Origin of the sequence: Microbispora hainanensis (genome assembly GCF_036186745.1) — a bacterium.
GTDB lineage: Bacteria > Actinomycetota > Actinomycetes > Streptosporangiales > Streptosporangiaceae > Microbispora.
The window spans coordinates 276,883-303,273 of sequence record NZ_CP108086.1 but is presented as its reverse complement, the minus strand read 5'-3'; the positions used below and the strand labels follow the sequence as shown (position 1 = coordinate 303,273).

The 26,391-nt window shown below is 73.9% G+C and carries 15 protein-coding genes; 10 read left to right on the top strand and 5 right to left on the bottom strand.

Annotated features, from left to right (window positions below; translation table 11 throughout):
• Positions 1 to 2: 2 nt before the first annotated feature.
• Together OHB01_RS01355 and OHB01_RS01350 are read right to left on the bottom strand one after the other, a co-directional pair.
• The gene (locus OHB01_RS01355; protein WP_328854822.1) at positions 3 to 12,167 is read right to left on the bottom strand and encodes an SDR family NAD(P)-dependent oxidoreductase; all 12,165 of its coding nucleotides are present in this window, start codon (positions 12,165 to 12,167) and stop codon (positions 3 to 5) included.
• Positions 12,164 to 13,951 (bottom strand): condensation domain-containing protein, encoded by a 1,788-nt coding sequence (locus OHB01_RS01350; RefSeq protein WP_187280654.1) that lies wholly within the window; start codon positions 13,949 to 13,951, stop codon positions 12,164 to 12,166. Before OHB01_RS01350 ends, OHB01_RS01355 begins: the two co-directional genes overlap by 4 nt.
• Positions 13,952 to 14,164: 213 nt before the next feature.
• Here OHB01_RS01350 and OHB01_RS01345 point away from each other — a divergent pair, with 213 nt between their 5' ends.
• Genes OHB01_RS01345 through OHB01_RS01300 form a run of 10 tightly spaced genes read left to right on the top strand, consistent with a single transcriptional unit; the run spans position 14,165 to position 22,939 of the window.
• On the top strand, positions 14,165 to 15,112 hold the full coding sequence (locus OHB01_RS01345) for a ketoacyl-ACP synthase III family protein (protein ID WP_142648561.1): 948 nt from the start codon (positions 14,165 to 14,167) through the stop codon (positions 15,110 to 15,112).
• 12 nt (positions 15,113 to 15,124) lie between these two features.
• On the top strand, positions 15,125 to 16,510 hold the full coding sequence (locus tag OHB01_RS01340) for an ATP-grasp domain-containing protein (RefSeq protein ID WP_328854821.1): 1,386 nt from the start codon (positions 15,125 to 15,127) through the stop codon (positions 16,508 to 16,510).
• Positions 16,507 to 17,835 carry a type III PLP-dependent enzyme gene (locus tag OHB01_RS01335; protein ID WP_142648563.1) on the top strand — a complete coding sequence of 443 codons (1,329 nt, stop codon included), beginning with the start codon at positions 16,507 to 16,509 and terminating at the stop codon, positions 17,833 to 17,835. Before OHB01_RS01340 ends, OHB01_RS01335 begins: the two co-directional genes overlap by 4 nt.
• Positions 17,832 to 18,104, top strand: a complete 273-nt coding sequence (locus OHB01_RS01330) for an acyl carrier protein (RefSeq protein ID WP_142648564.1) — start codon at positions 17,832 to 17,834, stop codon at positions 18,102 to 18,104. The genes OHB01_RS01335 and OHB01_RS01330 overlap by 4 nt, the downstream gene beginning before the upstream one ends.
• A gap of 9 nt (positions 18,105 to 18,113) precedes the next feature.
• Positions 18,114 to 18,974, top strand: coding sequence for a hypothetical protein (locus OHB01_RS01325; RefSeq protein WP_142648565.1), 861 nt, complete (start codon positions 18,114 to 18,116; stop codon positions 18,972 to 18,974).
• Positions 18,971 to 19,552: a hypothetical protein gene (locus OHB01_RS01320; RefSeq protein WP_147943571.1), complete on the top strand. Its 582-nt coding sequence runs from the start codon at positions 18,971 to 18,973 to the stop codon at positions 19,550 to 19,552. The genes OHB01_RS01325 and OHB01_RS01320 overlap by 4 nt, the downstream gene beginning before the upstream one ends.
• Positions 19,545 to 20,786 carry an acyl-CoA dehydrogenase family protein gene (locus OHB01_RS01315; protein ID WP_142648567.1) on the top strand — a complete coding sequence of 414 codons (1,242 nt, stop codon included), beginning with the start codon at positions 19,545 to 19,547 and terminating at the stop codon, positions 20,784 to 20,786. Before OHB01_RS01320 ends, OHB01_RS01315 begins: the two co-directional genes overlap by 8 nt.
• Complete coding sequence (locus OHB01_RS01310) at positions 20,786 to 21,157, top strand: holo-ACP synthase (RefSeq protein WP_142648568.1); 372 nt, start codon at positions 20,786 to 20,788, stop codon at positions 21,155 to 21,157. Before OHB01_RS01315 ends, OHB01_RS01310 begins: the two co-directional genes overlap by 1 nt.
• Before the next feature lie 23 nt (positions 21,158 to 21,180).
• Positions 21,181 to 22,131 (top strand): ATP-binding cassette domain-containing protein, encoded by a 951-nt coding sequence (locus OHB01_RS01305; protein ID WP_142648706.1) that lies wholly within the window; start codon positions 21,181 to 21,183, stop codon positions 22,129 to 22,131.
• Between the two features lie 40 nt (positions 22,132 to 22,171).
• Positions 22,172 to 22,939, top strand: coding sequence for an ABC transporter permease (locus OHB01_RS01300; protein ID WP_142648569.1), 768 nt, complete (start codon positions 22,172 to 22,174; stop codon positions 22,937 to 22,939).
• 47 nt (positions 22,940 to 22,986) lie between these two features.
• Here OHB01_RS01300 and OHB01_RS01295 read toward each other — a convergent pair whose 3' ends face one another.
• From OHB01_RS01295 to OHB01_RS01285, 3 genes are all read right to left on the bottom strand, one after another.
• Positions 22,987 to 24,468 (bottom strand): helix-turn-helix domain-containing protein, encoded by a 1,482-nt coding sequence (locus OHB01_RS01295; RefSeq protein WP_142648570.1) that lies wholly within the window; start codon positions 24,466 to 24,468, stop codon positions 22,987 to 22,989.
• A 273-nt stretch (positions 24,469 to 24,741) separates the two neighbouring features.
• Positions 24,742 to 25,695, bottom strand: a complete 954-nt coding sequence (locus tag OHB01_RS01290; RefSeq protein ID WP_328854820.1) for a glycosyltransferase — start codon at positions 25,693 to 25,695, stop codon at positions 24,742 to 24,744.
• A 58-nt stretch (positions 25,696 to 25,753) separates the two neighbouring features.
• Entirely contained in the window at positions 25,754 to 26,332 is a 579-nt protein-coding gene (locus OHB01_RS01285) for a D-glycero-alpha-D-manno-heptose-1,7-bisphosphate 7-phosphatase (RefSeq protein ID WP_260617322.1), read from the bottom strand.
• Positions 26,333 to 26,391: the final 59 nt, after the last annotated feature.

Sequence of the window (26,391 nt, the reverse complement as noted above, 5' to 3'; positions counted from 1 at the left end):
CGTCACGCGTCCACCGGCCGGCGCTCCCCGGGCAGCCGGTCGCGCAGGTGATCGACCAGAGCCGCAGGTGTCGGATGGTCGAACGCGACGTTCGCCGGCAGGGCCAGCCCGCTGGCGGACGCCAGGCGGTTGCGCAATTCCACGATCATGAGCGAGTCGAGGCCGAGCTCGAACAGGGTGGCGTCCGGCTCGATCGCTTCGGCGGAATGGCCGCTGACCTCGGCGACGTGCCCGACGACCAGGTCGAGGAGGAACGCGTCGCGTTCGTCCGGCGACAGGCCGGACGGCATCGGCGAGGCCGCGGCGTCCCGCGTGGCCTCCCCTCCGGCGCGTGCCGCCGCGAGGTCCAGATCGGCCGGCATGAGCAGCGGCTCGGCCACCGTGAGGGCGTCGTCGAACAGGCCCAGCCCGTCTTCGGCCGGCATCGGCCTGATCCCGGCGCGCCGCATCCGTTCGAGATCGGCCTGCCCGAGGCCGCCGCCCATGCCGTCGGCGTCCCACAGCCCCCACGCGAGTGACGTCGCGGGCAGCCCGAGGGAGCGGCGGTGGTGGGCGAGGGCGTCGAGAAAACCGTTGGCCGCCGCGTAGTTCGCCTGACCCGCGGTGCCGAGCACGCCCGCCACGGAGGAGAACAGCACGAAGGCGTCCAGGTCGAGTGTGCGGGTGAGCTCGTGGAGATGCCACGCGCCGTCGGCCTTCGGCCGCATGACGGCGTCGACCTGCTCCGAGGAGAGCGCGGTGACCACGGCGTCGTCGAGCACGCCGGCGGCGTGGACGACCGCGGTGAGCAGGTGATCCTCCGGGACCGCGGCGAGCAGGGCCTCCACGGCGGCGCGGTCGGCGACGTCGCAGGCGACGACCCTGACCTCGGCGCCGTGGGCGGCCAGTTCGGCGACGAGCGCGCCGGCACCCTTCGCGGCGTCACCCCGGCGGCTCGCCAGGATCAGGTGGCGCACGCCGTGCTCGGTGACGAGGTGCCGGGCGAACAGCGCGCCAAGGCCGCCGGTGCCCCCGGAGACGAGCACGGTGCCGCCCGGATCGAGGTGCCGGCCGGTCCGGCCCGTGATGAGCGACACCTGTGCCGGCTCCGGCAGGTGGAGGATTCCGTTGCGTACGGCGACCTGCGGCGCACCGGTGGCCACCGCCTCCGCGATCGCGTCCTCCGACTCGGGCGCCCCGTCGACGTCGACGAGCGTGAACCGGCCCGGATGCTCGGCCTGGGCCGAGCGGATCAGGCCCCAGGACGCGGCGTTGGCGAGGTCCTCGACCGGGTCGGTGGGGAGGGCGGCGACCGCGTGCCGCGTGACGAAGACCAGCCGGACGCCGGCGACGGTGTCGTCGGAGAGCCACCGCTGGGCGATTTCCAGCGTGCGGCGGGTGGCGCGGCGGGCGGCGGCGGGCGTCATGTCGTCCGGCGGCAGCGGTACGACCACGCCGGCCGGCGGCTCCGCCTGCGCCGCGATCGCCGCCCGCGCGGCGGACGGGTCGCCACCGGGCACCGTGACGACAGGGCGCGATCGGCCGCGCGGCGGCTCGGCGGCCTGCCAGGCGATGCGGTGCAACGCCGCTCGGCGGCCGGACGAGCTTCCGAGCTGCTTCGGCGAGACGGGCAGCATGACCAGCGACTCGACGACGACCGCCGGGCGGCCGGTCTCGTCCCACGCGGTGATCGACACCGCGCCCGGGCCGGCGGGCGAGACGCGCACCAGCAGCTCGCGCGCGCCGTTCCCGGATATGGCGACCCCGTTCCAGATGAATGGGATGCGCGGCCTCGGGGTGCCGTCTCCGCCGTCGGTGATCAGGTCGATGAGCGGCTCCGGCGCGCCGTCGAGGCCCAGCCCGTGCATCACCGCGTCCAGGAGGGCCGGATGCAGGTCGAACAGGCCGGAGCGAAGGCGCGGGTCCTCCGGCAGCCGGAGCTCCGCGTAGAGATCGTCGCCGTGCCGGAAGGCGGCGCGCAGGTTCTGGAACACCGGACCCCAGCCGTAGTGGCCGCGGGCGTTGAACCGCTGGTAGAAGTCGCCGACCTCGATCGGGATCGCGCCGTCGGGGACGCCGCCCCGACCCGTCGCCGCGTCCTTGGCGCGCCGTGCCGGGACGCCGGAGGTCCGGGCAGGCCCGAGGACGCCGGTGGCCAGTTGCGACCAGGGACGCCCGCGTGAGGCGGTCGCGCTTCTGCACCGCAGGGAGAACTCCCGCCGCCCGGCCGGGTCGGCGGGCCCGGTCCGCAGCTGGAGCTCGATCCTGCCGTCCGGCGGGACGATCAGCGGTGCCTTGTGGGTCAGCTCGACGACCTCGGCGCAGCCGGTCTGCCGGGCCGCCCACGCGGCGAGCTCCAGGAACGTCACACCCGGCACGACGACGTGACCATGCACCTCGTGGTCCGCGAGCCACGGCTGCGTACGCGCCGAGATGCCGCCGGTGAACAGCATGCCGCCGTCGTCGAGTTCGATGGCCTGGCCGGCCAGGGGGTGGCGCTCGGCCGCCGGCGGTTCGTCGCCGGCGCGGCCGCGGCCGGAGGCCGGCAGCCAGAACCGGCGATCGTCGAAGGCATACGTGGGGAGGTCGACGGGCGTGCCCGTCCCGCTGGGAAGGAGGTTCCGCCACTCGACGGCCTGGCCCTGGCAGTACGCCTCCGCCAGCGCGGCGGTCAGGCCCCGCACCGCGTCGTGTGCGGGGCCGAGCACCATGACATGGCCGGTCCCGGCCTCGGTGAGCAGCCGGACGCCGTCGGAGGGCGTGGTCGCCTCCCCGCGGATCCAGTGCTCGGAGAGGGCCAGGTCTCCGGCGGTGACGAGCCGGCCGGTCGAGGGGGAGACCATCGATATGGCGGGCTCGCCGAACCGGATGCCGTCCACGACCGCGCGGAACTCGCGGAGCGCCGCCTCCTCGCCGGGCCATCGGCTGAGCCGGCCGAGGGCGGTGACCAGAGCCGCGGCGTCGGAAAGGGACAGGGCTCCGGCGACGTACGCGGCGGCGGGCGCGCCGCACCCGATGCCGAGCACGCACTCGGGCACCGGTCCGAGGTGGCCGAGCAGCCGGGTGAGCGCGACGTCGAACGCGAACCGCGCGGCGTACGCGTGGGCGGAGCGGCCGTCCTTGAGCGTGTCCGGGGCGTCGCGTAGCACGTCGCGCAGGGGCTCGTCCAGATGGACGTCCAGCGCGGCGCAGGCGGCGTCGAACTCGGCGGCGAACACGGGGAACGCGTCGTGCAGGTCGAGCGCGGCACCGGTCTCCCCGGCGCTCTCGCCGGAGTAGAGGAAGCCCGTCGGCGCCGTCTTCGCGACCCCGCGCACGACGCCGGGATGCTCCTCGCCGGCGGCGAGACGGTCGAGCGCCTCGACGCGCTCCGTGTGGGTCCGGCCGCTGACGGCGGCGCGGTGCTCGAACGCGTGCCGGGTGGTGACGAGCGCGTGGGCGATGTCATCGGGGGACAGCTCCGGGTGACGCCGGGTGAAGTTCCGGAGCCGGGCGGCCTGCGCCCGCAACGCCGTCTCGGACCGCGCCGAGACGAGCCACGGCACAGGAATCGGGACCGGGACCGGCATCGGCGCCGGTTCGCCGGGTCGAGTCCCGGACGCGTGCTCGGACGTCCCTTCCTGCGGAGCCTGCTCGATGACGACGTGGGCGTTGGTGCCGCTGATGCCGAACGACGACACCGCGCCGCGGCGCGGCCGGCCCGTGCCGGGCCAGGCGGTCGGCTCGGTCACCAGGCGGAGCGCCCCCGAGGACCAGTCGACGTGCGGGGTGGGCCGGTCGACGTGCAGGGTCTTCGGCACCGTGCCGTGCCGCATCGCCATGACCAGCTTGATGACGCCGGCCATTCCGGCCGCCGCCTGCGTGTGCCCGATGTTGGACTTCACCGATCCCAGCAGCAGCGGCGTCCGCGCGTCCCGGTCCCGGCCGTACGCGGCGAGCAGCGCCCCGGCCTCGATGGGGTCGCCGAGCGTGGTGCCGGTGCCGTGCGCCTCCACGACGTCCACCTCGGCCGGTTCGAGCCCGGCGGCGGCGAGCGCCTGCCCGATCACCTGTTCCTGCGCCGGCCCGTTGGGCGCGGTCAGCCCGTTGCTCGCGCCGTCCTGGTTGACGGCGCTGCCGCGGATGAGGCCGACGATCCGGTGGCCGTTGCGGGTGGCGTCGGACAGCCGTTCGAGCAGGAGCACCGCGGCCCCCTCACCCCACGCCGTCCCGTCGGCGGCGGCGGCGAACGGCTTGCACCGGCCGTCGGCGGCCAGCCCGCGCTGCCTGCTGAACTCGGTGAAGACCATGGGGGTGGCCATCACGGTGGCCGCGCCGGCCAGCGCCATGCCGCACTCCCCGGAACGGAGGGCCCGGACGGCGAGGTGCAGGGCGACCAGGGACGACGAACACGCGGTGTCCACCGTCAGCGCCGGTCCGCGCAGGCCGAGGGTGTAGGCGATGCGGCCGGAGTTCACGCTCGCCGCCGTACCGGTCAGCAGGTGGCCGGCGACGTCCTCGGGAACGTGCCCGCCGTCGCCGCCGTACTGGTGTGACGAGGCTCCGACGAAGACGCCGGTGTCGCTGTCGCGCAGGGTGGCGGGGTCGATCCCGGCGCGCTCCAGGGCCTCCCAGGCGAGCGTGAGCAGCAGCCGCTGCTGCGGGTCCATCGCGAGGGCCTCGCGCGGGCTGATGTCGAAGAAGGCGGGATCGAACTCCCCGGCGTCGTGGAGGAAGCCGCCGAGGTTCGTGTACGACGTGCCGGGCCGTGCGCTCTCCGGGTCGTACAGGCCGTCGAGGTCCCATCCGCGGTCGGCGGGAAACTCCGACACCGCGTCGGAGCCGGCCATGAGCAGGTCCCACAGGTCCTCCGGGGAGCGCACGCCGCCCGGATAGCGGCAGGACACGGCGACGATCGCGATGGGGTCCTCGGACACGGGCGGCGCGGCGCCGGCCGGGCCCGTGACGGGGGCGCGCTCGCCGGTGAGCTCGGCGTACAGGTGATCGGCGACCGCGGCCGGCGTCGGGTGGTCGTACGCGAGCGTGGGGGGAAGCGCCAAGCCTGTGGCGGCGGTGAGCCGTTCCGGCAGCTCGACGGTCATCAGCGAGTCGAACCCGAGGTCGCGGAACGGCCGGTTCGGGTCGGTCTCGTCGGCGGAGTCGCCGCAGATCGCCGCCGTGTGGCCCAGCACCACCTGCAGAATCCGCGGGCGCCGTCTGGCGGCGGGCAGGGCCGCGAGCTCCTCTCGCAGCCCCGGGCCGGGCGTCCGGTCCGGCGCGTCCGCCGGAGCGCGCGGCGTCTCCCTGCTTTGGGCCTCCCGCGCCGCCGCGAGGTCGTCCAGCAGCGGACGGGTGCGCCCTGCGGTGAACGGCGGCACGAACCGCTCCCAGGCGATGTCGGCGACGGTCAGGCAGGTCTCGTCGTCGTCGAGGGCGGCCTGGAGGGCGGCGATCGCCTTCTCAGGCGGCATCGCCTCGATGCCGTGCCGTGCGAGGTGCCGGGCGAACGCGGGGTCTTCACCCATTCCCGGGCCCTCCCACAGTCCCCAGGCGAGCGAGGTCGCGGAGCGGCCCAGCGCGCGGCGCCGCTCGGCCAGGGCGTCGAGGAAGACGTTGGCCGCCGCGTACGCGGCCTGGCCGGTGGTGGCCCACAGGCCGGTGCCGGCGATCGAGGAGAACAGCACGAAGGCGTCGAGCGCGGTCGCGCCGAGCAGGTCGTCCAGGTTGGCGGCACCGGCCGCCTTGGAGCAGGCCGCCGCAAGCTCGTCCGCCGTGAGCTCCGCGATCGGGACGCGCCGACCGACTCCCGCCGTGTGGAACACCGATGTGATGGGGCCGTGTCCGGCGTTGACGGTGGCGATCAGATCGGCCAGCGCGGCGCGGTCGGCCACGTCGCAGGAGGCGATGGTGACGGCGGCGCCGTGCCCGGTGAGCTCCTTTTCGAGTGCCTCGGCGCCGGGCGCGGACCGGCCCCGGCGACTGACCAGCACCAGGTGTTCGGCGCCCGCGGCGGCCAGCCATCGGGCGACGTGCGTGCCAAGACCGCCGGTGCCGCCGGTGATCAGGACGGTCCCGCGGGGACGCCAGGGCTCGGCCGCGGACGTGGGCCGCGGCGCGGTCGCCAGGCGGCGTCCGAACAGCCCGGCGGGGCGTATCGCGATCTCCTCTTCGTGCCCCGGTGCGGTCAGCGCCGTACGCACCAGATGCGCGCACCGGGTGTCGGCCGGGAGGTCGACCAGGCCGCCCCACATCCGCGGGTGTTCCAGGGCGACGGATCGGCCGAGCGCCCAGATCTGCGCCTGGGCGGGATTCTCCACCGGATCCGTGGGGCCGGTGCCGACCGCCCCACGCGTGAGCATCCACAGCGGGACGCCGAGCGCGGCGACGGCCAGGGCCCGCACCAGCGTCAGCGACGCGGACAGGCCGCGGGAGATCTCCGGGTGACGCGGGTCCGGGCGGTCGTCGAGCGCCAGCAGCGACAGCACCCCGCCCGGCGCGGCGCCGCCGCCGAGCGCGGCGCGCAGCCGCGACGCGAGCGCCTCCGGGCCGGTCTCGCCGCCGTCGTCGGCGATCACGCGGACGTCCGCGCCTCCGTCGCCGAGGACGCTCGCACACGCGGTCACCCACTCGTGGCCGGTGTACCCGGCCGGAACCACCACGAGCCAGGTGCCGCGCGGAGCGGGAGCCACCGTCATGGGGATCGGCCGCCAGACGATGCGGTAGCGCGACCCGTCGCGGACGGCCGGGGACGGTTGCGATCCGGACGTGGCGGTCAGCCAGAACCGCCGGTGCTGGAAGGGGTAGGTCGGCAGGTCAACGCAGGCGTCCGGCCGCCCGGGCCGTCCGGGCCGTCCGGGCCGTCCTGGCCGTCCTGGGCGGCCCGGGGGCAGGGTGACGCCGGCGGTGCGGGCGCGCGCCCAGCCGAGGGCCCGGTCGGCGGTCTCGGCCTCGGGGCGCCCGCGCTGCAGGACGGACATGAACTCCGGCGCCGCGCCGGGCTCGGCGGCGGGGCCGGGCTCGGCCGCCGGGGCGGCGAGAGTGACCCGCGCGAGCGGGGCGAGCACGGCGTCGGGGCTCAGCTCCAGATAAGAGGTGACGCCCTGTTCGGCGAGCCGGCGGACGCCGTCGAGGAAACGCACCGCCTGGCGCGCGTGCCGGGCCCAGTAGGCGGGCGAGCGCAGCTCCTCCGGGGTGGCGATCCGGCCGGTGAGGTTGGAGACGACGGGGATGGCGGGCGGCCGGAAGGCCAGGCCGGACGCGACCGCGATGAGGTCGTCGAGCATGCCGTCCATGTGCGGCGAGTGGAAGGCGTGGCTGACGTCCAGCCGCCGGGTCGCCCAGCCCAGCTCCGCGCAGCGCCGGGCGACGGCGAGCACGGCGTCGGTGTCGCCGGAGACGACGACCGAGGCCGGGCCGTTGACGGCCGCGACGCCGACCCTGTCCTCCTGGCCGGCGAGCAGCCCGAGCACGGCGTCCTCCGAGGCCCGGATCGACACCATCGCGCCGCCCTGCGGCAGCTCCTGCATCAGCCGCCCGCGCGTGGCCACCAGCGTGGCGGCGTCGGCCAGGGAGAGCACGCCCGCGACGTGAGCGGCGGCGAGCTCGCCGATCGAGTGGCCGATGAGATAGTCCGGGGTGATGCCGTGCTCCCGGGCCATCGCGTACAGCGCGGTCTCCAGGGCGAACAGCGCGGGTTGGGTGTAGCGGGTCTGGCCGAGCAGCTCCGCGCCGGCCGATCCGGCGGGCGCCCACATGACGTCGCGCAGCGGCAGGTCCAGATGCGCGTCCAGGTGTGCGCACGCCTCGTCGAGCGCGGCCGCGAAGACCGCGGACGCCTCATAGAGCTCACGGCCCATGCCGGGCCGCTGGCTGCCCTGCCCGGCGAACAGGAAGGCGGTCTTGCCTGCCGGGCCGGCGGCGCGGAGCACGCCGGGAGCGGTCTCACCGGCGGCGAGCGCGCCGAGGCCGGCCAGCAGGCCCGATCGGCCGGCCGCCGTGATCACGGCACGGTGCTCGAAGACGGTGCGGCCCGACGCGAGGGCGTGCGCGACGGCGTCGGTGTCGAGCCCGGGGCGGGCGGCCACGTAGTCCCTGAGCTGCTGCGCCTGCGCCCGGAGGGCCGGCTCGGTCTTGGCCGAGACCAGCCAGGCCGCGGGCGGGCCGTCGTCCGCGTGCGCGGTTTCCGGGGCGGCCGGGGCGGCCGGGGCCTGCTCGACGATGAGGTGCGCGTTGGTGCCGCTGATGCCGAAGGACGAGACCGCCGCGCGGCGGGGGCGGCCGGTGTCCGGCCAGGCGGCCGGCTCGGTCAGGAGCCGGACGGCGCCGGAGGACCAGTCCACACGGGGGGTGGGCTTGTCGACGTGCAGGGTCATGGGCAGGAGCCCCGCGCGCATGGCCATGACCATCTTGATGACTCCGGCGGCGCCCGCGGCGGCCTGGGAGTGCGCGATGTTGGACTTCACCGAGCCGAGCAGCAGCGGCCGGTCGGCCCGCCGGCCCTGGCCGTAGGTGGCCAGCAGGGCCTCGGCCTCGATCGGGTCGCCGAGCGAGGTGCCGGTGCCGTGCGCCTCGACGGCGTCCACGTCCGCGGGTCCGAGCCCGGCGGCGGCCAGGGCCGCGCGGATCACCCGCCGCTGGGCGGGGCCGCTGGGCGCGGTCAGCCCGTTGCTGGCGCCGTCCTGGTTGACGGCGCTGCCGCGGATCAGCGCCAGGACCGGATGGCCGTTCCGCCGCGCGTCCGACAGCCGTTCGAGCACCAGCAGCGCCGCGCCCTCGCCCCAGCTCGTGCCGTCCGCCGCGGCGGCGAACGGTTTGCACCGGCCGTCGGCCGCGAGCCCGCGTTGCCGTCCGAACTCGGTGTACATCGTGGGAGAGGCCATGACGGTCACGCCGCCGGCCAGGGCCAGGCCGGTTTCGCCCAGCCGCAGCGCCTGGCAGGCCATGTGCACCGCGACCAGCGACGACGAGCAGGCCGTGTCGACGGTCACCGCCGGGCCGCCGAGGCCGAGCGTGTAGGCGATGCGGCCGGAGATGACGCTGCCGGTGCCACCGGTCATGAGGTAGCCCTTGAGCTCGTCGGGCCCCTCGTGCCCGCGCGGGCCGTACTCCTGCGGGATGGCGCCCACGTAGACGCCGGTGTCGCTGCCCGCGAGCGTCCCGGCGGGGATCCCGGCCCGTTCCAGGGCCTCCCAGGTGACTTCGAGCATCAGCCGTTGCTGCGGGTCCATCGCCAGCGCCTCGCGCGGCGAGATGCCGAAGAAAGCGGCGTCGAAGCCGGCCGCGTCCGCCAGGAATCCGCCCACGGCGGGGATCCGCCAGCCACGGTCGGCGGGTACGCCGGAGACGGCGCAGACGCCGGACTCCACCAGACGCCACAGATCCTCGGGGGAGCGTACGCCGCCGGGGAACCGGCAGGCCATCGCCACTATGGCGATCGGCTCGCCGGCCTCGGCCTCGGCCTTGGCCGCGGTGGTGGTGGTCGCGGTGGTCGTCGGAGCCGCCGCGCCCGGCGTCGTCTCGGCCAGGCGCCCCGCCAGATGTTCGCCGATCGCCATCGGCGTGGGATGGTCGAAGATCAGCGTCTCCGGCAGGCGCAGCCCGGTCGCGGCGCTCAGGCGGTGGCTCAGCTCGACGCCGGTGACGGAGTCGAGGCCGAGGTCGCCGAAGGCGCGCCGCACGTCGACGGCCTCCGGCGCCGAGTGCCCGAGGACGTCGGCGACCTGCGCGCGGACGAGCCCGATCGCCGCCTCGCGCCGTTGCGCCTCCGGCAGGCCGGACATCACGTGCCTCCACCCGTCGGCGTCGTCGGCCCGGGTCGGCGACGTGACGGCGGCGGCCGGCGCGATCCAGTGCGACGTGCGCTGGAAGGCGTAGGTCGGCAGGTCGACCAGGGCCGTCTCGTCTCCGAAGACGGCGGACCAGTCGACGTCCGCCCCGTGCACGTGGGCCAGGGCGATCGAACGCAGCACACCGGCGCGGTCGGGCCCGGCGGCGAGAACCGTGCCGGCCTCCCTGCCGGCCTCCCTGCCGACGTCCTCGCGGGACGCGTCGAGCGCGGCCTGTATCGCGCCGCTCAGCAGGGGGTGCGCCGCGGCCTCGATGAAGACCCGGTGCCCCTCGCGGACCAGGGCGCCGATCAGAGCGCTGAGCCCATCGGGGGCGTCCTCGGATGCGGAGCCGACGTCGGCCCGGTCGAGCCGGCCGGCCGTACGCGTCGAGTAGCAGGGGATGCCGCCTGGCAGGCCCGGGGAGAGCGCGCCCGGTCCGCGCCCCGCGCCCCCGGCGATCAGCTCGGCGCCCTCGCCGAGGCTCAGCAGACCGGCCGCGCAGGCGGCCGCGATCTCTCCGTCGCGGTGGCCGACGACCGCGTCGGGGCGGACGCCGGACGACCGCAGCGTCGCGGCGAACGCCACCGCGACGGCCCACGACAGGGACCGGGCGACCTCCGGCGTCTCGGCGGGGGGCGCTCCGGGCGCGTTCCGCACCACGTCGCGCGGCGACCAGCCGGTGAACCGCGCGAGCGCCTCGGCGCACTCGTCCAGGTGGCGGCGGAACGTCCGCCCGAGGGGCGTGGCCGCGTCCATCAGACCGCCCGGGGCGGTGAGCCGGTCGAGGACGTCGCCGGATGACGTCCCGGAGAACACGAGGACCAGCTTGGCCTCCTCACCGGCGTCCCCCCGGATGAGATTCCCGGCCGGCGCGCCCTGCGCCGCCGCCGCGAGGCCCGTCAGGAACTCCGCGGGATCGGTGCCCAGGATGACGGCGCGCTCCCGCAGCGGCGCCCGGGTCATGGCGAGCGAGCGCGCCACGTCCGCCGGTGCGAGCCGCAGGTCCGCCTCGGCGAACTTCCGGAGCCGTCCGGCCTGGGCCCGCAGGGCCTGCCCGGTCGCCGCCGACAGCACCCACGGGAGAAGCAGGCCGTCGGCGGCGGCGCGCGCCACCGGACGGCGCGGCGGAGCCTCGCCCAGCACGACGTGGCAGTTGGCGCCGCCCATGCCGAACGCGGAGACGCCCGCCACCAGCGGACGGTCGGGCTTCGGCCAGGGGGACAGCGTGGTCTGGACCCGCAGGCCCAGCCGCTCCAGCGGGATCGCGGGATTCGGCGTGACGAAGTTGAGGCTCGGCGGGAGCTCCCGGTGCGCGAGGCTGAGGGCCACCTTGAGCAACCCCACGATTCCCGCGGCGCCTTCCAGATGCCCCACGTTGGTCTTGACGGATCCGACGGCCAGCCGGTCGCCGTCCGGCCGCCCCGTCCCCAGGACCGCGCCGAGCGCGGCCGCCTCGATCGGATCGCCGACCCGCGTGCCGGTGCCGTGCAGCTCGACGTACTGGACCTCGTGCCGGCCGACGCCCGCGCGGCGCGTCGCCAGGTCGATCACCCGCTCCTGCGCCTCGCGGTTCGGGACGGTCAGCGCGCCGGCGCTCCCGTCGTGGTTCACGGCGCTGCCGAGGATCACGCAGTGCACGCGGTCGCCATCGGCCTCGGCGAGGCGCAGCGGCTTGAGGACGACGGCCGCGGCGCCCTCGCCGCGGACGTACCCGTTGGCGCGGGAGTCGAAGGTGAAGCAGCGTCCGTCGGGCGACAGCGCGCCGAACCGCTCCGCGCCGACCGTGCTCTCGGGCACGATGGTCAGGTTGACCCCGCCGACGATCGCCAGCTCCGCCTCCCCGCCGCGCAGGCTCTCGCAGGCGAGGTGGACGGCCAGCAGCGACGAGCACTGGCCGCTGTCCACGGCGAAGCTCGGGCCGCGCAGGCCGAGGTGGTGGGAGATCCGGTTGGCGATGAGGCCGCGGTTGGAGCCGGTCAGGGTGTGGTGGCTGATCCCGGACGGCCCGTCGCGGTGGAGCACCGTGTCGTAGTCGGCGGACATCGTGCCGACGAACACGCCGACCGGGTGATCCTTGATCGAGGTCGGCGCGATCCGAGCGTTCTCCAGGGACTCCCAGGCGAGCTCCAGCATGAGCCGGTGCTGCGGGTCCATGGCGGCGGCCTCGACCGGCGGGATCCCGAAGAACTCGGCGTCGAACTCGTCGATCCCTTCGAGGAACCCGCCTCGCCGGTGTTCCGGTGCGGCCTCCGGCCGGCCGGGAGGCGGATCGGTGATCGCGTCCGTGCCCGACCGCAGCAGCCGCCAGAACGCGTCCGGGTCGGGTGCCTGGGGGAGCCTGCAGGCCAGGCCGATCACGGCGATCGGTTCGACGTGGCTCACCGCTGCTCCTTCCGGCCGTCGCCTTCGGCGAGGACGGGTCTGCGGCGCCAGGCCGCCGGGTCGTCCGGATCCTCGGGAGGCCCGGCACAGATCACGTACCGGCCGGGAGCCATCGCGGTGTATCGGCCCGTCAGCATGCTCATGCAGGCCTCGTGAGCCTCCCGGGGGGTACGTACGGGGCCGCCGGCGGTGACGTAGGCGGTCAGGACGGTGCGGCCGTGGTCGTCCGGGGCGGCGAACACCCGGGCCGGCACCCGGACGGCGTCGTCGACCAGTCGCTGCACCTCCGGCAGCTCGATCCAGCAGCCGTCCACCCGCTGCCACTCCGGGCCGCGGACGACCGGTGTCAGGCCGGTGATCTCGGTCATGCGGCGGAGATCCACATCTCCGGTGGCCGCCTCGGCCAGCAGCCGGTCGATCCCGAGCAGCAGCGACTCGATCTCGGCCGCGGGCACCAGATCGGCGTGACCGGTGGTGAGGCCGAGCAGCGGCTCGCCGTCGGAGTCGATGACCCGCAGCAGGAGCAGCACCCGGAAGTACGGCGGCACATGCCAGCGGAGGGTGGTCCGGTCGAGCGCGGCCTGCGCCTCCTCCGGCGGCCCGGCCGGCCGGACCTCGCTCTCGAAGAGGTTGATGTTGCAGGCGCAGTCCCGCTGGAACAGCACGCCGCGGCGATCGCCTATCTCGGCCTGCAGATTCTGGAGCAGTTTGACGTCGTACAGCCCGTGCATTGCCGCCCGGAGCGTCCCGCTGCCGGCCCGCCGGATCAGCTGGTCGAAGCTGGTGGTGTCGGCATCGACCGCGAGCAGAGTGTCCTGCGCCAGGGTGCCGACGTAGTCGTGCAGGTCGCGGCCGATCCGGTTGTTCGCCAGCGAGGCGAACACCAGGTCGGTGTTGCCGGTGCGCCAGGCGAGCACCGCGCAGAACGCGGCCGAGAGCACCATGGGGAGGGTGGTCTGGGTGCGCGCCGCGACGTGCGGCAGCGCGAGCCGCAGCGCGGGCGAGTCGAGCCAGCAGCCGAGCGGGGCGCCCTCGCCGGAGGCGGAGCCCGGCACCGCGTAGGCGTGGCGCACGTCGCGTTCGGCGCCGCCGGCCGGCCGGGGCATCGCGTACACGCTCTGCGGCATCCGCGACATGTGCTGCCCCCAGTATCGGAGCGACGCCTCGGCGCGGCGCCGGCCGCGCGGGGAGTGCTCGACGGCCGCCTGGTCGACCGGCTGGTGCGTACGCGGCCCGGCGCGGCGCTCGGCGGGATGGCGGATCATGTGGTCGAACTGCCGCACGACCACGGCCAGGCTCTCGCAGTCGACCGCCAGGTGGTTGCACGCGATGAGGACCAGCCGGATGGCGCCGTCGTGCACGGCGACCGCCGCGCGGAGCATCGGGTTCCCCATCTCGTCCACGGGCCTGGCCTGGAGCGCCGCGATGAGATCGGTGACCTCCTCCGGGTCGACGGGCGACCCGGCGTCGGCCTTGGTCTCGTACACGTCGACGGCCACCCGGCCCGATCCCGACACGCGCTGGCGTGCCGAATCGCCGGTGACGCAGGACGTCCGCAGCGACTCGTGGCGCTCGACCAGGGCCGCGAGCGTCTCGGCCACGTCGTCGAGCGTGGTCCCGTCCGGCACCGTGACGGCCCACTCCATCATCCGGTAGAGCCCGGCTCGCGTGTCGTCGCCGAGCCATTCGAGGGTGTTGATCTGCCCGAGCGTCAACGGCCCCTCCACCGCGCGTTCTCCGGCGTATTCAACAAGCATGCGCTCGGTGAAAGTCAGGTCACCCATGCCGCCTCCTGAGAACTCAGCACCCGGGCGTTTTACGAATTTGATGCGGAGAGTAATTTTCCGGCGGACCGGCGGCATATTGGGGAAACCCCTATATCTCCCGTCCCGCCGTCCGGCGGGCAAGGGTAGGGAAAACCCCAATATTGCTCCGGGGGTGGTCGGGCCTAGCCTGTGCATCGTTTCGACGAAGTGACCCATGTGGAGGCACGTCTCATGCCCACCGCCCTCGTCCCGGCCATAGAGGCGGTGCAGGGTTTCGTCCCGAGCCGGTCGGTCGCCATCGAGGAGGTGGCCGATCGACTGGGGATCAACCGGCACCAGCTACGGGTGTTCCAGCGCGTCCACGGCCTGGCGCGGCTGCCCATGGATCCGGACCTCGACCTGATCGACCTGCTCGTCGCGCCGGCGCGGGCGCTCGTCCCGTCGGCGGCCGACCGGGAGCGGATCCGCTACCTGGTCTACGCGCACACCGCCCCTGACGTCGCGCCCGCGCACGTCAGCGCGGCGCAGGAGCTGTGCCGCAGGCTGGACCTGCCCAGGGCCACGGCGTTCGCGGTCACGCAGCAGAACTGCGCCAGCGGGCTGGCCGCCGTCGACATCGCGGTGCGACTGCTGCTGGCGGACGGAGACCCCGGCGGGCGCGCCCTCGTCGTGACCGGGGAGAAGGCGTCGTCGCGGATCTTCTCGGTGATCCCCAACACGACGGTGATGGGGGAGGGGTCGGCCGCCTGCCTGGTCGGCGTGGCGGGCGCCGGCCGGCGTATCCGGTCGTACGCGGTGCGGACCCGCGGTGAATACGCGCAGTTGTATCGCCCGCGGCCCGAGGTGCTCGCGGAATTCTTCACCTCCTATACGCCGGCCGTCGTCGAGATCATTCGCCAGGCCGTTCACGAGGCCGGGCTGAGTCCGCAGGAAATAACGATGATCGTGCCGCACAACGTGAACAACTCGTCATGGCGGGGCGTGATTCGCGAGCTGGGTTTCGGGGTCGAGCGAATATATCTCGACAACGTGCCCCGATATGGCCATTGTTTCGGATCGGATCCGTTCATCAATCTCGCCTCCATGCGTGACGAGGGCAGGCTGCGCGACGACGGCGTCTATCTGCTCGCCGCCGTCGGCCTGGGCGCCACGTACGCCGCGATGGTGATCGGCGGATAGGGGGAACACGCTGTGACACGCGAGAGCACGGACTACCTCCAGCGGCTGAAGACCGCGCTGACCGGAGACCCGGCCACGCCTCTGGCGTTCCTGTGCAACTTCGAGGTGGAGGCCCAGTGGGCCCGGCATCACGTCGGCCTGCCCGCGCCGGCGGCGGCGCCCACGGCGATCGTCCAGCGGATGGAGGAGCTCGGCATCCTGCTCGCCGGGCCCGGCGACGTCCTCGTCGTCAAACACGCGCCGGACGAGGGCTACCTCCGCTACCTGGAGGAGGACCTCGGGGTCGGCCTCCCGGAGGTGCTCGTGCCGGAGAGCACCACGCCGGACAGATCGACCGCGGAGGATCTGCTGAACTCGCCGCGCGCGCTCGACCGGCTGAGCCTTCTCGGCCGACGCGGGGCGCAGCTCATGCCGATGGGGACCTCGGAGCACGAGGAGAAACTGGCGGTCTCCGCCCAGGTGCCGCTGGCAGTGCCGGACGCGGCGACTTTCGAGCGGGTCAACAGCAAGATCTACAGCCGCAGGATCACCGAGGAGCTCGGGCTGCCCGCCGTGCCCGGATGGTGCTGCGAGTCGCTCGGTGAGCTGCGGGACGCGCTCGCCGAGGCGGCCGGCGCCTCGAAGCCGGTGGTGGTCAAGGACGCGTACGGCGTCTCCGGCAAGGGCCTGGTCGTGCTCGACACCCCGGCCAAGGCCGACCGGCTGCTGCGCATCGTGGAGCGGCGCGCGGCCCGCACCGGTGACGACCGTCTCGCGGTGGTGGTCGAGCGCTGGATCCCCAAACGCGCCGACCTGAACTACCAGATCACCGTCGACCGCCGTGGCGACGTGCGGTTCGACTTCGTCAAGCAGGCGTTGACCGAGCGCGGCGTCCACCAGGGGCATCTCATGCCTCCCGAGCTCGGCGCGGACCAGCACGCGCTGCTGCGCCGCGCCGCCGCGGAGGTGGGCGGCCGGCTGGCCGCCGACGGGTTCTCCGGGGTGGCGGGCATCGACGCGATCGTCGCGGAAGACGAGCGGGTCTACCCGGTCCTGGAGATCAACGCCAGGCTCAACATGTCGACCTACCAGGGCGGGATGACCGAGCTGTTCCACCAGCCGGGTCACGTGGCCTTGGCCCGGCACTACCCGGTGCGGTCGGCGGCGCCGATCGTCTTCGACGACCTGCGCCGGGTGCTCGGCCCGTTGCTGTCCCCGGCGCCGGGCGGCCGGGTCGTCGTCACCTGCTTCGGCACCGTCAACGCCGGCACCGTCAACGCCGGCACCGGTGACGGCCCGCCACACCAGGGCCGGCTCTACACCCTGCTCACCGCTCCCGACCACGACCGGCTGGCGGCGCTCGACGAAGCCGCTCGGGCCGCCCTGGCCGGTGTGCTCCAGCCCAGGGAGGGCTCATGACCGATGCGTACGCCGTCCAGGGCATCCCGGTCGCGGATCTCGCCGACCGGTTCGGCACCCCCTTGTACATCTACGACGCCGACGTGCTGGCCGAGTCCTACACCGCGCTCCGGCGACGCCTCCACCCGGCCGTCGACGTCTTCTATTCGGCCAAGGCCAACCCGAACGTGAGCGTCTGCGCCGTCATGCGGTCACTCGGCGCCGGTCTCGAGGTGTCCTCCCTGGCGGAGCTCGCCACGGCGCGATGGGCCGGCGCGCGGCCGTCCGACGTCATCTTCCTCGGGCCGGGCAAGTCCGAAGAGGAGCTGCGGGCCTGCCTGGAGTATGGGATCGCGGCCGTCGTCTGCGAGTCGCTCGACGAGCTGGCCGCGCTCGACCGGCTCAGCCCTCCGGGGACCCGGGCCCTGCTGCGGGTCAACCCGGCGTTCAGCACCAAGGGCGCCCGGCTGTCCATGGGCGGCAAACCCCGGCAGTTCGGCATCGACCACGAGCTGCTGCTGCAGAGCGGGCCGTCGCTGCGCGCCCTGCGCAACGTCCGCGTCGTCGGGATTCACGCGTACATGGGCACCCGCATCCTCGACGCCGACGGCGTCGTCCAGAACACCGCCGGCATTCTCGCCGCCGCGCGTGAGCTGAGCGCCGAGCTCGGTTTCCCGCTCGAGACCGTCGACATCGGCGGAGGCCTCGGCATCGCGTACTTCGAGAACGAGAAGGACCTCGATCTCGACCAGTTGACCAAGGGGGTCAACGCGGTCGTCGCGGACTTCACGGCCGAGCACCCGGACTGCCGGGTGATCATGGAACTCGGCCGCTATCTGGCGGGCCGCTGCGGCCTCTACGTCGTGCGGGCCAGGTATGTGAAGTGCTCCAAGGGGGAGTGGTTCGTCGTCACCGACGGCGGGATGAACCATCACATGGCCGCCGTGGGGGTGGGCAGTTTCGTCAAGCGCAACTTCCCCATTCGCTCGATCGACCACCACGACGCCCTCGCCGACCGCCGCTACACCGTCACCGGGCCGCTGTGCACCCCCGACGACGTGCTCGGCCGCCGGGTGGCCCTGCCGGAGATACGGCCGGGCGACCTGATCGGCGTCGAACGCTCGGGCGCCTACGGACCCACCTCGTCGCCGGTGCTGTTCCTCAGCCACGGCTATCCCGCCGAGGTCCTCGTCTCGGGCGCGACCGCCCACCTCGTGCGGCACCGCGACACCGTCGAGGACCTGCTGGGACGGCAGGTCCTCATCGACCAGCCGGTGCCGGCGGCCGGCGGCCAGGAGACGAGCACAGCGAACAGTTCCACCGTGAGAAGGGAAACCCGGCAATGACCCGACCCGAGATCGTCGCAGCCGTCGTCCGGTCCATCGGTGAGGTCCTCCAGCGGGAGATCTCCGACGTGACGGAGGACACCCGGCTGTTCGACGACCTCCAGCTGGACTCCACGTCGATCCTCGAACTGCTCATGGCCGTGGAGGACACAATGGACGTCGAGATCGACCCCGAGGGCCTGGACATGGACAGCTTCCGCACTGTCGGCACCCTGGTCGACTACCTCCAGGGGCTCGTGGACCTCGTCGCCACCGGAAACGCGGGCTGACGCACGGCCATGGCCCTGTCATTGGAGACCGCGGTCGCCTACGTGCCGCGGGTCACCCGTCCGTGCCACTTCGAACCCGACATCCTCGAGTTCAACGAGGGCGTGCTCGCGCCGTACGGGATGCGGTTCGATCCGTCGTACGCGGCGGGCGGGAGCAACACGACCTTCCTCGAACTCGCGGAGGGGGTGCTGCGGGCGGCCCTCGGCCCGCTGCCCGCCCCTGACCTGCTGATCGTCGCCTACGCGCTGCCCGACCCGCACGCGCCGGAGAAGACGCTGGCGGCGCACCTCACCCGCGTGTTCGACGGCCGTCCCATGAGTTTCGCGGTCTCCGAGCAGGGACTCGGCGCTCCGTTCACGGCACTGCGGATCGCCGACGCCTACCTGCGCTCCGGCCGCTGCCGCAGCGTCGTCCTGCTGATCCTCGAACAGACGTCGTTCCCCTACCCGGAGCCGTTCGCCCAGGACGGCGGCCTGGTGGATTCGGCGGTGCTGCTGGCGCTCGGACCCGGCGGCGGCTGGGAACTGGCCGGGGTCGGCTCCGCGGGCCCGCACTGCGACCTCGCGGATCTGCTCGGCAACCCGCCGGGACTGCCGCGGGACGAGCGGCCCGGCGAGCGGCTGGTGGTGACCGGTTCGTGGGGTGACTCCCTCGACCTGGGGCCGGCCGGGCCGAAGGCGCACCAGGCGCCTCCCGGCTCCTACTGCACCGGTGTCTGGCTGGAGTTCGCCCGGCACCACGAGGAGTGGCGCGACGCCTACCGGACGATCGTGTTCGGCGACGTCGATCCGCGCACCGGCGCCGGCCATGTGGCGACGTTCACCCGCCGCGAGCGCGCCGCCGGGAACGAGCGGAGAGGGCACCCATGACGACAGACGTATCGGCGACGTTCGGAGACTATCCGGCCCTGCTCGACGCCCTGCACGCAGACGTGGCGCCCGGTCGTCTCGTCGCCTCGCCCTCCGGGCGCGTCCTCGCGTCGGCGCAGGCGCTCGGCGAGGACGGGACGCGGAGGTTCACGCGCTTCGGGCTCGTGTGCGTGCCCGCACCCGGCGGCAGCGCCCGGGACGACGTGACGGCCGGCCGGTTCGCCGAGGGGCTGCTCACGCTGCAGCGCACGGTCGTCCACCGGACGCTGACGCACACGATCGCGCGCCTGGGCGAGCGGACGAGCGAGGGCACCAGCCTGCTGACGCGGCCTCAGCTCCAGGCCGACCTGGCCGATGTCGCGATGGAGCTGCGGGAGGCGGCGGTGGAACCGGCCGAGGAGACCGGCCGCGACCTCCGCTGGGCTCGCCACATGCGCCTGACCCGCGCGGGGCGGGTCCTGCTGCGCCTCCTCGGCGGCTCCAGCATGCTCGCCGAGGGGCCCGGGATCGATCTGTACCTGGCCGAGGTGACGGGGAACGTCTACCTCCAGCCCGAGGAGGGTGACGGCGATGTCTGAGCCCGGCCGGACGGCCTCGGCGTATCTCCCGGACACGTACGGCGGACGGGCGGGCGAGCTCGAACATTTCCTCCGGGAGGTCGCGCGGGACCTGCGCGGACCGGGCGAGGAGCTCGACGCCGATCCGGGTGCCGTCTCCCGGTTCCTGCACCTGCCCGCGGTGCGGATCCAGCAGCACATGCTCACCCCGGCCCGGTATGCCCGCGACCGGGATCTCCTGCCGCGTTTCGTGCCCGCCGAGGCCTCGTGCGCGGAGTGGGTGCTCGCGGCGGAGTGGCTCGCGTACGGCGATCCGGGCATGACGCTGGCCAGCCCGGGTCCGGCCCTGTCGACCGCGGTCCTGCGGGCACTGGCCGACGAGGCGCAGCGCGACTGGTTCTTCACCAGGACCTCCGACTGGCCCTCGTGGTCCTTCTTCGCGCTGACCGAACCCGGGAAGGGCTCGGCGGCGACCGAGCTCACGGCCCGTCTCGATCCCGCCCCCGGCGGCGACGGCTGGGTGCTGACCGGAGAGAAGATGTACATCGGCAACGGCGCGCACGCGCGGGCCGGTGTGGTGTTCTGCCGGCGGGCTCCGGGACCGTGGGGCATCGAGGCCGTCATGGTGGACACCGGCGATCCCGGCTTCCACGCCGAGATGCTCCCGATGACCGGGTTGCGCGGCGCGCGGATCAGCCGGTTGAGGTTCGACGGCATGTACATTCCGCCCGAGCGGATACTCGGCCGCGACCGGCCGCGCAGCCGGCGCGGGCTGCAGGGAGCGCTGCAGGCCATGCTGTGGTTCCGGCCGAGTGTGGCGGCGTTCGCCCTGGGTGCCGGGCGGGCGGCCTGCGACTACGTGCTGGAGCAGCGCCCCGCGCTCGCCGGTGCGGACCGCGCCCAGGTCGACGGCCTGGCCGACCGGCTGCGGCGGCTGCGCCGCCTCCTCCACGAGGTGGCGGCGGAGATCGACGCCGGTTCGCCCAACACGTTCCGGGTCAGCGGCGTCAAGATGCGCGCCGCGCACCTCGCGGAGGACGCCACGATGCTGGCCGCCCGGCTGCTCGGCCCGGCGTCGCTGGTCGAGCATCCGTGGCTGGACAAGCTCTACCGGGACGTGCGCGCGTTCGAGTTCATGGAGGGCACCGGGAACGTCCACCGCCGCGGCGTCTTCCAGGGGCTGTTGAGGGACGACTATTTCACGCCGCGAGACCGGGACGTCCGTCCCGGACGTGCCGTCGAAGGGGTGATCTGATGCGTGTCGGTGTCGACCTGATGTCCGTCGGCGAGCTGGAGCGGCTGCGCGCGCGCCGCTGGTTCGACGGCTACGCGTTCGCCCCGGCGGAGCTCTCGGAGGCCGCGGGTCTGTCGGACGCGCGCGCCAGAGAGTTCCTGGCCGGGCGGTTCGCCGCCAAGGAGGCCGTGCTCAAGGCGTTCCGGATGGGACTGTTCCAGGGCGTGGCGCCACGCGAGATCGTGGTCGCCCGCGCCTCTTCCGGAGCCCCCGAGGTCACGCTGCACGGCGCCGCCCGCACGGCCGCCGACGCCGCCGGGGTGCGCCATCTCGACGTCTCGATCACACACAAGGGCGACCTGGTCGTCGCGGTGGCGGCGGGCTGGTCATGAGCGCATCGGGAGCGGCCGTGCCCATCATCGAGGCCACAGGGCTGGCCCATACCTTCAGGGTCGGCGGCCGGCAGGTCGAGGCGGTCCGGGGCGTCGACTTCGAGGTGCGCCCCGGCGAGATCATCGGGTTCCTGGGGCCGAACGGCGCAGGGAAGACCACGACGATGCGCATCCTCACCACGCTGCTCAAGCCCACCGCGGGCCGGGCGGTCGTCGTCGGCGCCGACGTGGGCGCCGACCCCGGCGCCGTCCGACGGCGTATCGGCTACGTGGCGCAGTCCGGCGGCACCGACGGAAACTGCCGGGTGGCCGAGGAGCTGGTCACCCAGGCGCGGCTGTACGGCATCGCGAAGCAGGACGCGGTGCGCCGCGCCGCCGACCTGTGCGAGCGCCTCGACCTGACCGGGCTCGCGGACCGGCCGATCAGGACGCTGTCGGGCGGGCAGCGGCGGCGCACCGACATCGCCCTCGGGCTCGTCCACCAACCGCCGCTGGTCTTCCTGGACGAGCCGTCCGTCGGCCTGGACCCGCAGAGCCGCAGCGACCTGTGGGCGCACATCCGCCGCCTGCGGGACGACCTCGACACGACGGTCTTCCTCAGCACGCACTACCTCGACGAGGCCGACACGCTCTGCGACCGGATCCTGGTGATGAACCATGGGCGGATCATCGCGGAGGGCACCCCCGACGCCCTCAAGCGCCGGATCTCCGGCGACGTGATCAGCCTGACCCTCGGCGGCGACGCCGACCGGGCGAAGGCGGTGCTCGCCGAGTGCCCCGGGCTGGACGAGATCGCCGTGTCCGGGCAGACCGTACGGCTCACGGCGCGCGGCGGCGAGCAGGCGCTCGTCTGGCTGCTGCGGACGGCGGACCAGGCGGACCTCGACCTGCGCTCCGTCAACATCGCCCGGCCGACGCTGGACGACGTCTTCCTTGCCCTGACCGGTTCCTCGCTCAAGGAGAACCCCTCGTGACCGTGGCGCTGCGGCGGTCCCCGACCGTGGAGGAGCTTGCGTGTCCCTCATCCCTGCGAGCCTGCTGATCTTCACACGCCAGATGCGGCTGTCGCTGCGCTCCCCGGCGTGGCCGATCATCGGGCTGTTCCAGCCGGCGCTCTATCTGGCGTTCCTCGGCCCGCTCCTGGTCAGGGTCGCCGGGGCGGGCGTCGACGGCCTGCCCGCCGGGGCGGCGTGGCGCTTCTTCGTGCCCGGTCTGCTGATCCAGCTCGGCCTGTTCGGCCCCTTGTTCGCGGGCCTGTCGATCATCGCCGACCTGCGATCGGGGGTGTTCGAGCGGATGCGGGTCACTCCGGTGAGCCGGTTCGCTCTGCTCGCCGGCCGGGTCATGAGGGACACGGTGGTCCTGCTCGTACAGACGGCGGTCCTGCTCGCGGTGGCGTACGCGTTCGGCCTGCGCGCCCCCGTCGCCGGTCTCCTCCTGATGTTCCTCTTCGTCGCGGCCATCGCGGTCGGGCTGTCCGCCCTGTCTCACGGGCTCGGCCTGCTCGTGCGCCAGGAGGAGTCGTTCACGCCCCTGCTCAACGCGGCGGCCATCCCGCTGCTGCTCCTGTCGGGGGTCCTGCTCCCGATGACGCTCGCGCCCCAATGGCTCGACATCCTCTCCCGGCTCACTCCGTTCCGTTACGTCATCGACGGCATGCGCAGCGCCTTGTACGGCGATTACGGCAGTTCGGCCGTCGCGGTGGGCGCCGGGGTCGCCCTCGCCACCGCCGCGTGCTGCCTGGCGCTCGGCGCCCGCCTTTTCGCCAGGAGGAACGCCTGAGGACACCGGCCGGAGACGGCGACGCACAAGCGATCGTCCGGCGCGGGTCAGACGTCGCCGGAGTCGTTCAGACAGGCGCATCCGGACGCCCGGTCGCCGGCGCGGCGCAGGATCGCCAGGGCCTGTTCGCAACGTTCCAGCGCCTCGTCGAGATCGTCCGGGTCGCCGTGCGCCGTGGCCGGGTTCCCGCCCTCGGTGTCGAGCCGGCCGGGGGCGTCGTCACGCGCCGGCTGCCGGCCTGCGGCGTCCAGACACCACGTGAGCAGCCGGTGCACCGCGGCCGACCGGTCCTCGGGCGATTCGTCGGCCTCGGCGCAGTCGGCGGCGTACAGCCGGACCAGGTCGTGGAAGCGGTAGCGGCCACCGCCGGTCTCCTCCAGCAGGTGGACGGCGGCCAGCGCGTCGAGCAGCCGCCGCGCCTGCCGGTGACCGGTCCCGGCCAGCGCGGCGGCCGCCGGAACACCGAGATCGCCTCCGTGATGCAGGCCGAGCAGCCGGAACATGCGGGCGGCGTCCGGCGCGAGCGCGCGGTAGGACCAGGAGAGCACCGATCGCACGGTGGTCGCCTCGTCTTCCGTGGTGGCCAGCAGATCCAGCACCCCGCGGGTGGCCGCGAGCTCGGCGGCGAGCGTCGTCAGCCGCAGCGACGGGCGTGCCTGCGCCCGTTCCGCCGCGATCCGCAGCGCCAGCGGCAGATAGCCGCACCTCCTGGCGATCTCCGCCGCGGCCTCGGGCTCCTCCGCGACACGCCGGCCGCCGATGGCGCGGCCGAGCTGGTCCAGCGCCTCGTGCTCCGGCAGCGGCGCGAGCACGACGCGCGCGGCGCCATCCCTGACGACCAGGCCGGACAGCCGGCTCCGGCTGGTCACCACCAGCCGGCATCCGGCCGAGCCGGGGATCAGCGGACGCACCTGGCCGGACGTGGCCGCGTTGTCCACGACGATCAACGTACGCCTGCCGTCCAGAAGGGTGCGCAGCAGGACGGACCGCGGCTCCAGCCCGGCCGGTATGGACGCGGGGGAGCACCCGAGATCACGGAGGAACCGGGCGAGCACGTCGGCCGGCTCGGCCGGCACGCCGGTCGGGTCGAAGCCGCGCAGGTCCACGAACAGGCATCCGTCCGGGAACCGGTGGGCGGCGCGATGCGACCAGTGGAGCGCCGTCGCCGTCTTGCCCACACCGGCGGGGCCGGAAACGATCACCACCTGGTGGCCCTGCTGCGTGTCGTCGATTTCGGCGAGCGCGGCCGAGCGGCCGGCGAAGGCGCGGGGGGCCGCCGGAAGCTGTGCCGGACGAAGGAAACCTCCGGGCTGCCGGTGCCGCGCCGGGACGAGCCCGGCAAGGGCGCCCTCGGCCCGGAGCACCTCGTCGCAGCGCCTGGCCACCAGCGGCGTGGGCGGGCGTTCGCCCGTCTCGATCCTGCTCAGGTAGCCCTTGCTGTAGTGGGTCAACGCCGACAGCGATGCCAGGGAAAGGCCGCGTTCCCTGCGTAGATTCCGGAGTGCGGTCCCAAACGACGCGTTCTCCATCGAAACCCCAGACTCGGCGAATTCCGGACCGTCGTCACGCGCGGTGCCCAGGGGTTTCGCCCACTGGACCTCCTCTCGGCACACCTCGCCCAAGCAATCGTGTTGCCTCAGGCCGCGTCCCGCCTGATGGTGCAGGAGAAGGCAATCCCGCGATCTATCGACTATTTAAGCACTGATCGCCTCAATGGACATATTGATATCCGTTTGTACCATATTACGGACTGTAGCTTTCTTGATTTCGGGTTTTCCGTTGGCGTGTGCCTCACGGCCGGCTCATCCGGGGACGAGCTCGCCGAGGAGGCGGTCCCAGTCGGTGAGGAAGCGGTCGAGGTTGTAGCGGGCCAGGGCGGCCGAGCGGGCGGCCTTGCCCGCCTGTACGGCGAGCTCGGGCTCGGCGGCGAACCGGTGGAGTGCCCGCAGCAGCGTGGGCAGTTTGGTGGAGACGACCCCGGCCTCCGGCGGCACCGCCTCCACGGCTTCGGTGGTGGCGAGCGCGACGACCGGCATGCCGATCATCATGGCCTCGATGAGCGACAGGCCGAGCGAGGTCCAGCGGTAGGGGTGCAGGTAGACCCTGCGCCGGGCCAGCTCGGCGTGCATGGCGGCCTGCGGCAGGTCCTCGAACGCCTCCATCTCCCCGGCCAGGCCGAGCTTGGCGGGCAGGTTCGTGACCTTCATGCCGAACACGTCGAGCGGGGCCGTCGCGGCGAACGTGGGCAGCAGATCGGTGCCCGCCACCCGCCAGCGCCTGATCGGCTCGTTGACGACCACGCCGGCCCGGGCCAGCTCGCCGGTGTAGAGGTGGCCGGGATCGACGACGCCGTGCTCGATCACGTGGGTGGGGGCGCGGCCGGAGTCCCAGAACAGGTCGTTGAAGTGGGTGACGTGGACGATCGGGATGTCGTCGCGGTCGGCCAGCACATGACGGGTCTTGGGCACGTCCCCCGCGGGCGTGTTGTGCTCGACGTAGACGCCCGGCACGTCGCGGCCCAGCCACTCGCGGGCCAGGCGCAGCTCGTGCGGCCGCTGGTAGACGACCACGTCGACGTCCTCGCCGGCCAGCCGGTCGTACGGCACCTCGCGTACGCTGCCGGGCCAGGGATAGGTGTCGGCCCGGCCCCGCCCGTCGGGACCTCGATCGGGGGTGAGCGGCACCAGATAGTCGTGCCGCCCGTGCACGAAAGAGGTGGTCCACGAGCCGTGGACGTGCCAGACCATGATCTTCATCGCGTCGCTCCCCGTCCGTCGTCGTGCCGGAACACCGCGCCCTCCGCCCGCGGGCGCCTCACCCATCTGCCCTGGTCATGCCCGCACCATCCTCAGCCGTGAGCGGAACTCCCCCGAGCAGCAGATCGACGGCCGCCGCGAGGTCGGGCGCCACCTCGGGGGCGGCCGCCACCTCCTCCGCCAGCGTCACCGGGGTCGGCACGAGGACGCCCCGGGCCCCGGCGGCGCGGGCCGCCTCCATGTCGCGGCCGATGTCGCCGATGACCACGCAGTCCTCCGGGCGTACGCCGAGCCGCCGGGCCGCGCGCAGCACGAGACCGGGCGCGGGCTTGCGGCAGTCGCAGCGGTCGCCGTCGTCGTGCGGGCAGATCTCCCACACGTCGAAGGGGCCGAGCAGCGCGTCCACCCGGTCGTTCACGGCGCGCAGGGCCTCCGGGGCGATCAGGCCCCTGGCGACTCCCGACTGGTTGGTCACGATCCCGACCTTGACGCCTTCCGCGCGCAGCCGGTCGAGCACCTCCCGGGCCCCGGCGACGGGCTCCACCCGCTCAGGATCGGTGTTGTAAGGAACGTCGTGGATGAGCGTTCCGTCACGGTCGAAGAGCACCGCGGCGGGTGGACGGGCGGGCTGGGACACGGGCCACCTCCTGCGCGAATCGCCCGCCTGGCTACCCGGGGGACGGGTCGGCAAACACC

What these genes read in the sequence shown, in the direction of transcription:
- OHB01_RS01350 (WP_187280654.1), bottom strand. Translation starts at nt 13,951, where the DNA reads ATGGGTGACCTGACTTTCACCGAGCGCATGCTTGTTGAATACGCCGGA.
- OHB01_RS01345 (WP_142648561.1), top strand. Translation starts at nt 14,165, where the DNA reads ATGCCCACCGCCCTCGTCCCGGCCATAGAGGCGGTGCAGGGTTTCGTC.
- OHB01_RS01335 (WP_142648563.1), top strand. Translation starts at nt 16,507, where the DNA reads ATGACCGATGCGTACGCCGTCCAGGGCATCCCGGTCGCGGATCTCGCC.
- OHB01_RS01330 (WP_142648564.1), top strand. Translation starts at nt 17,832, where the DNA reads ATGACCCGACCCGAGATCGTCGCAGCCGTCGTCCGGTCCATCGGTGAG.
- OHB01_RS01325 (WP_142648565.1), top strand. Translation starts at nt 18,114, where the DNA reads ATGGCCCTGTCATTGGAGACCGCGGTCGCCTACGTGCCGCGGGTCACC.
- OHB01_RS01320 (WP_147943571.1), top strand. Translation starts at nt 18,971, where the DNA reads ATGACGACAGACGTATCGGCGACGTTCGGAGACTATCCGGCCCTGCTC.
- OHB01_RS01315 (WP_142648567.1), top strand. Translation starts at nt 19,545, where the DNA reads ATGTCTGAGCCCGGCCGGACGGCCTCGGCGTATCTCCCGGACACGTAC.
- OHB01_RS01310 (WP_142648568.1), top strand. Translation starts at nt 20,786, where the DNA reads ATGCGTGTCGGTGTCGACCTGATGTCCGTCGGCGAGCTGGAGCGGCTG.
- OHB01_RS01295 (WP_142648570.1), bottom strand. Translation starts at nt 24,468, where the DNA reads ATGGAGAACGCGTCGTTTGGGACCGCACTCCGGAATCTACGCAGGGAA.
- OHB01_RS01290 (WP_328854820.1), bottom strand. Translation starts at nt 25,695, where the DNA reads ATGAAGATCATGGTCTGGCACGTCCACGGCTCGTGGACCACCTCTTTC.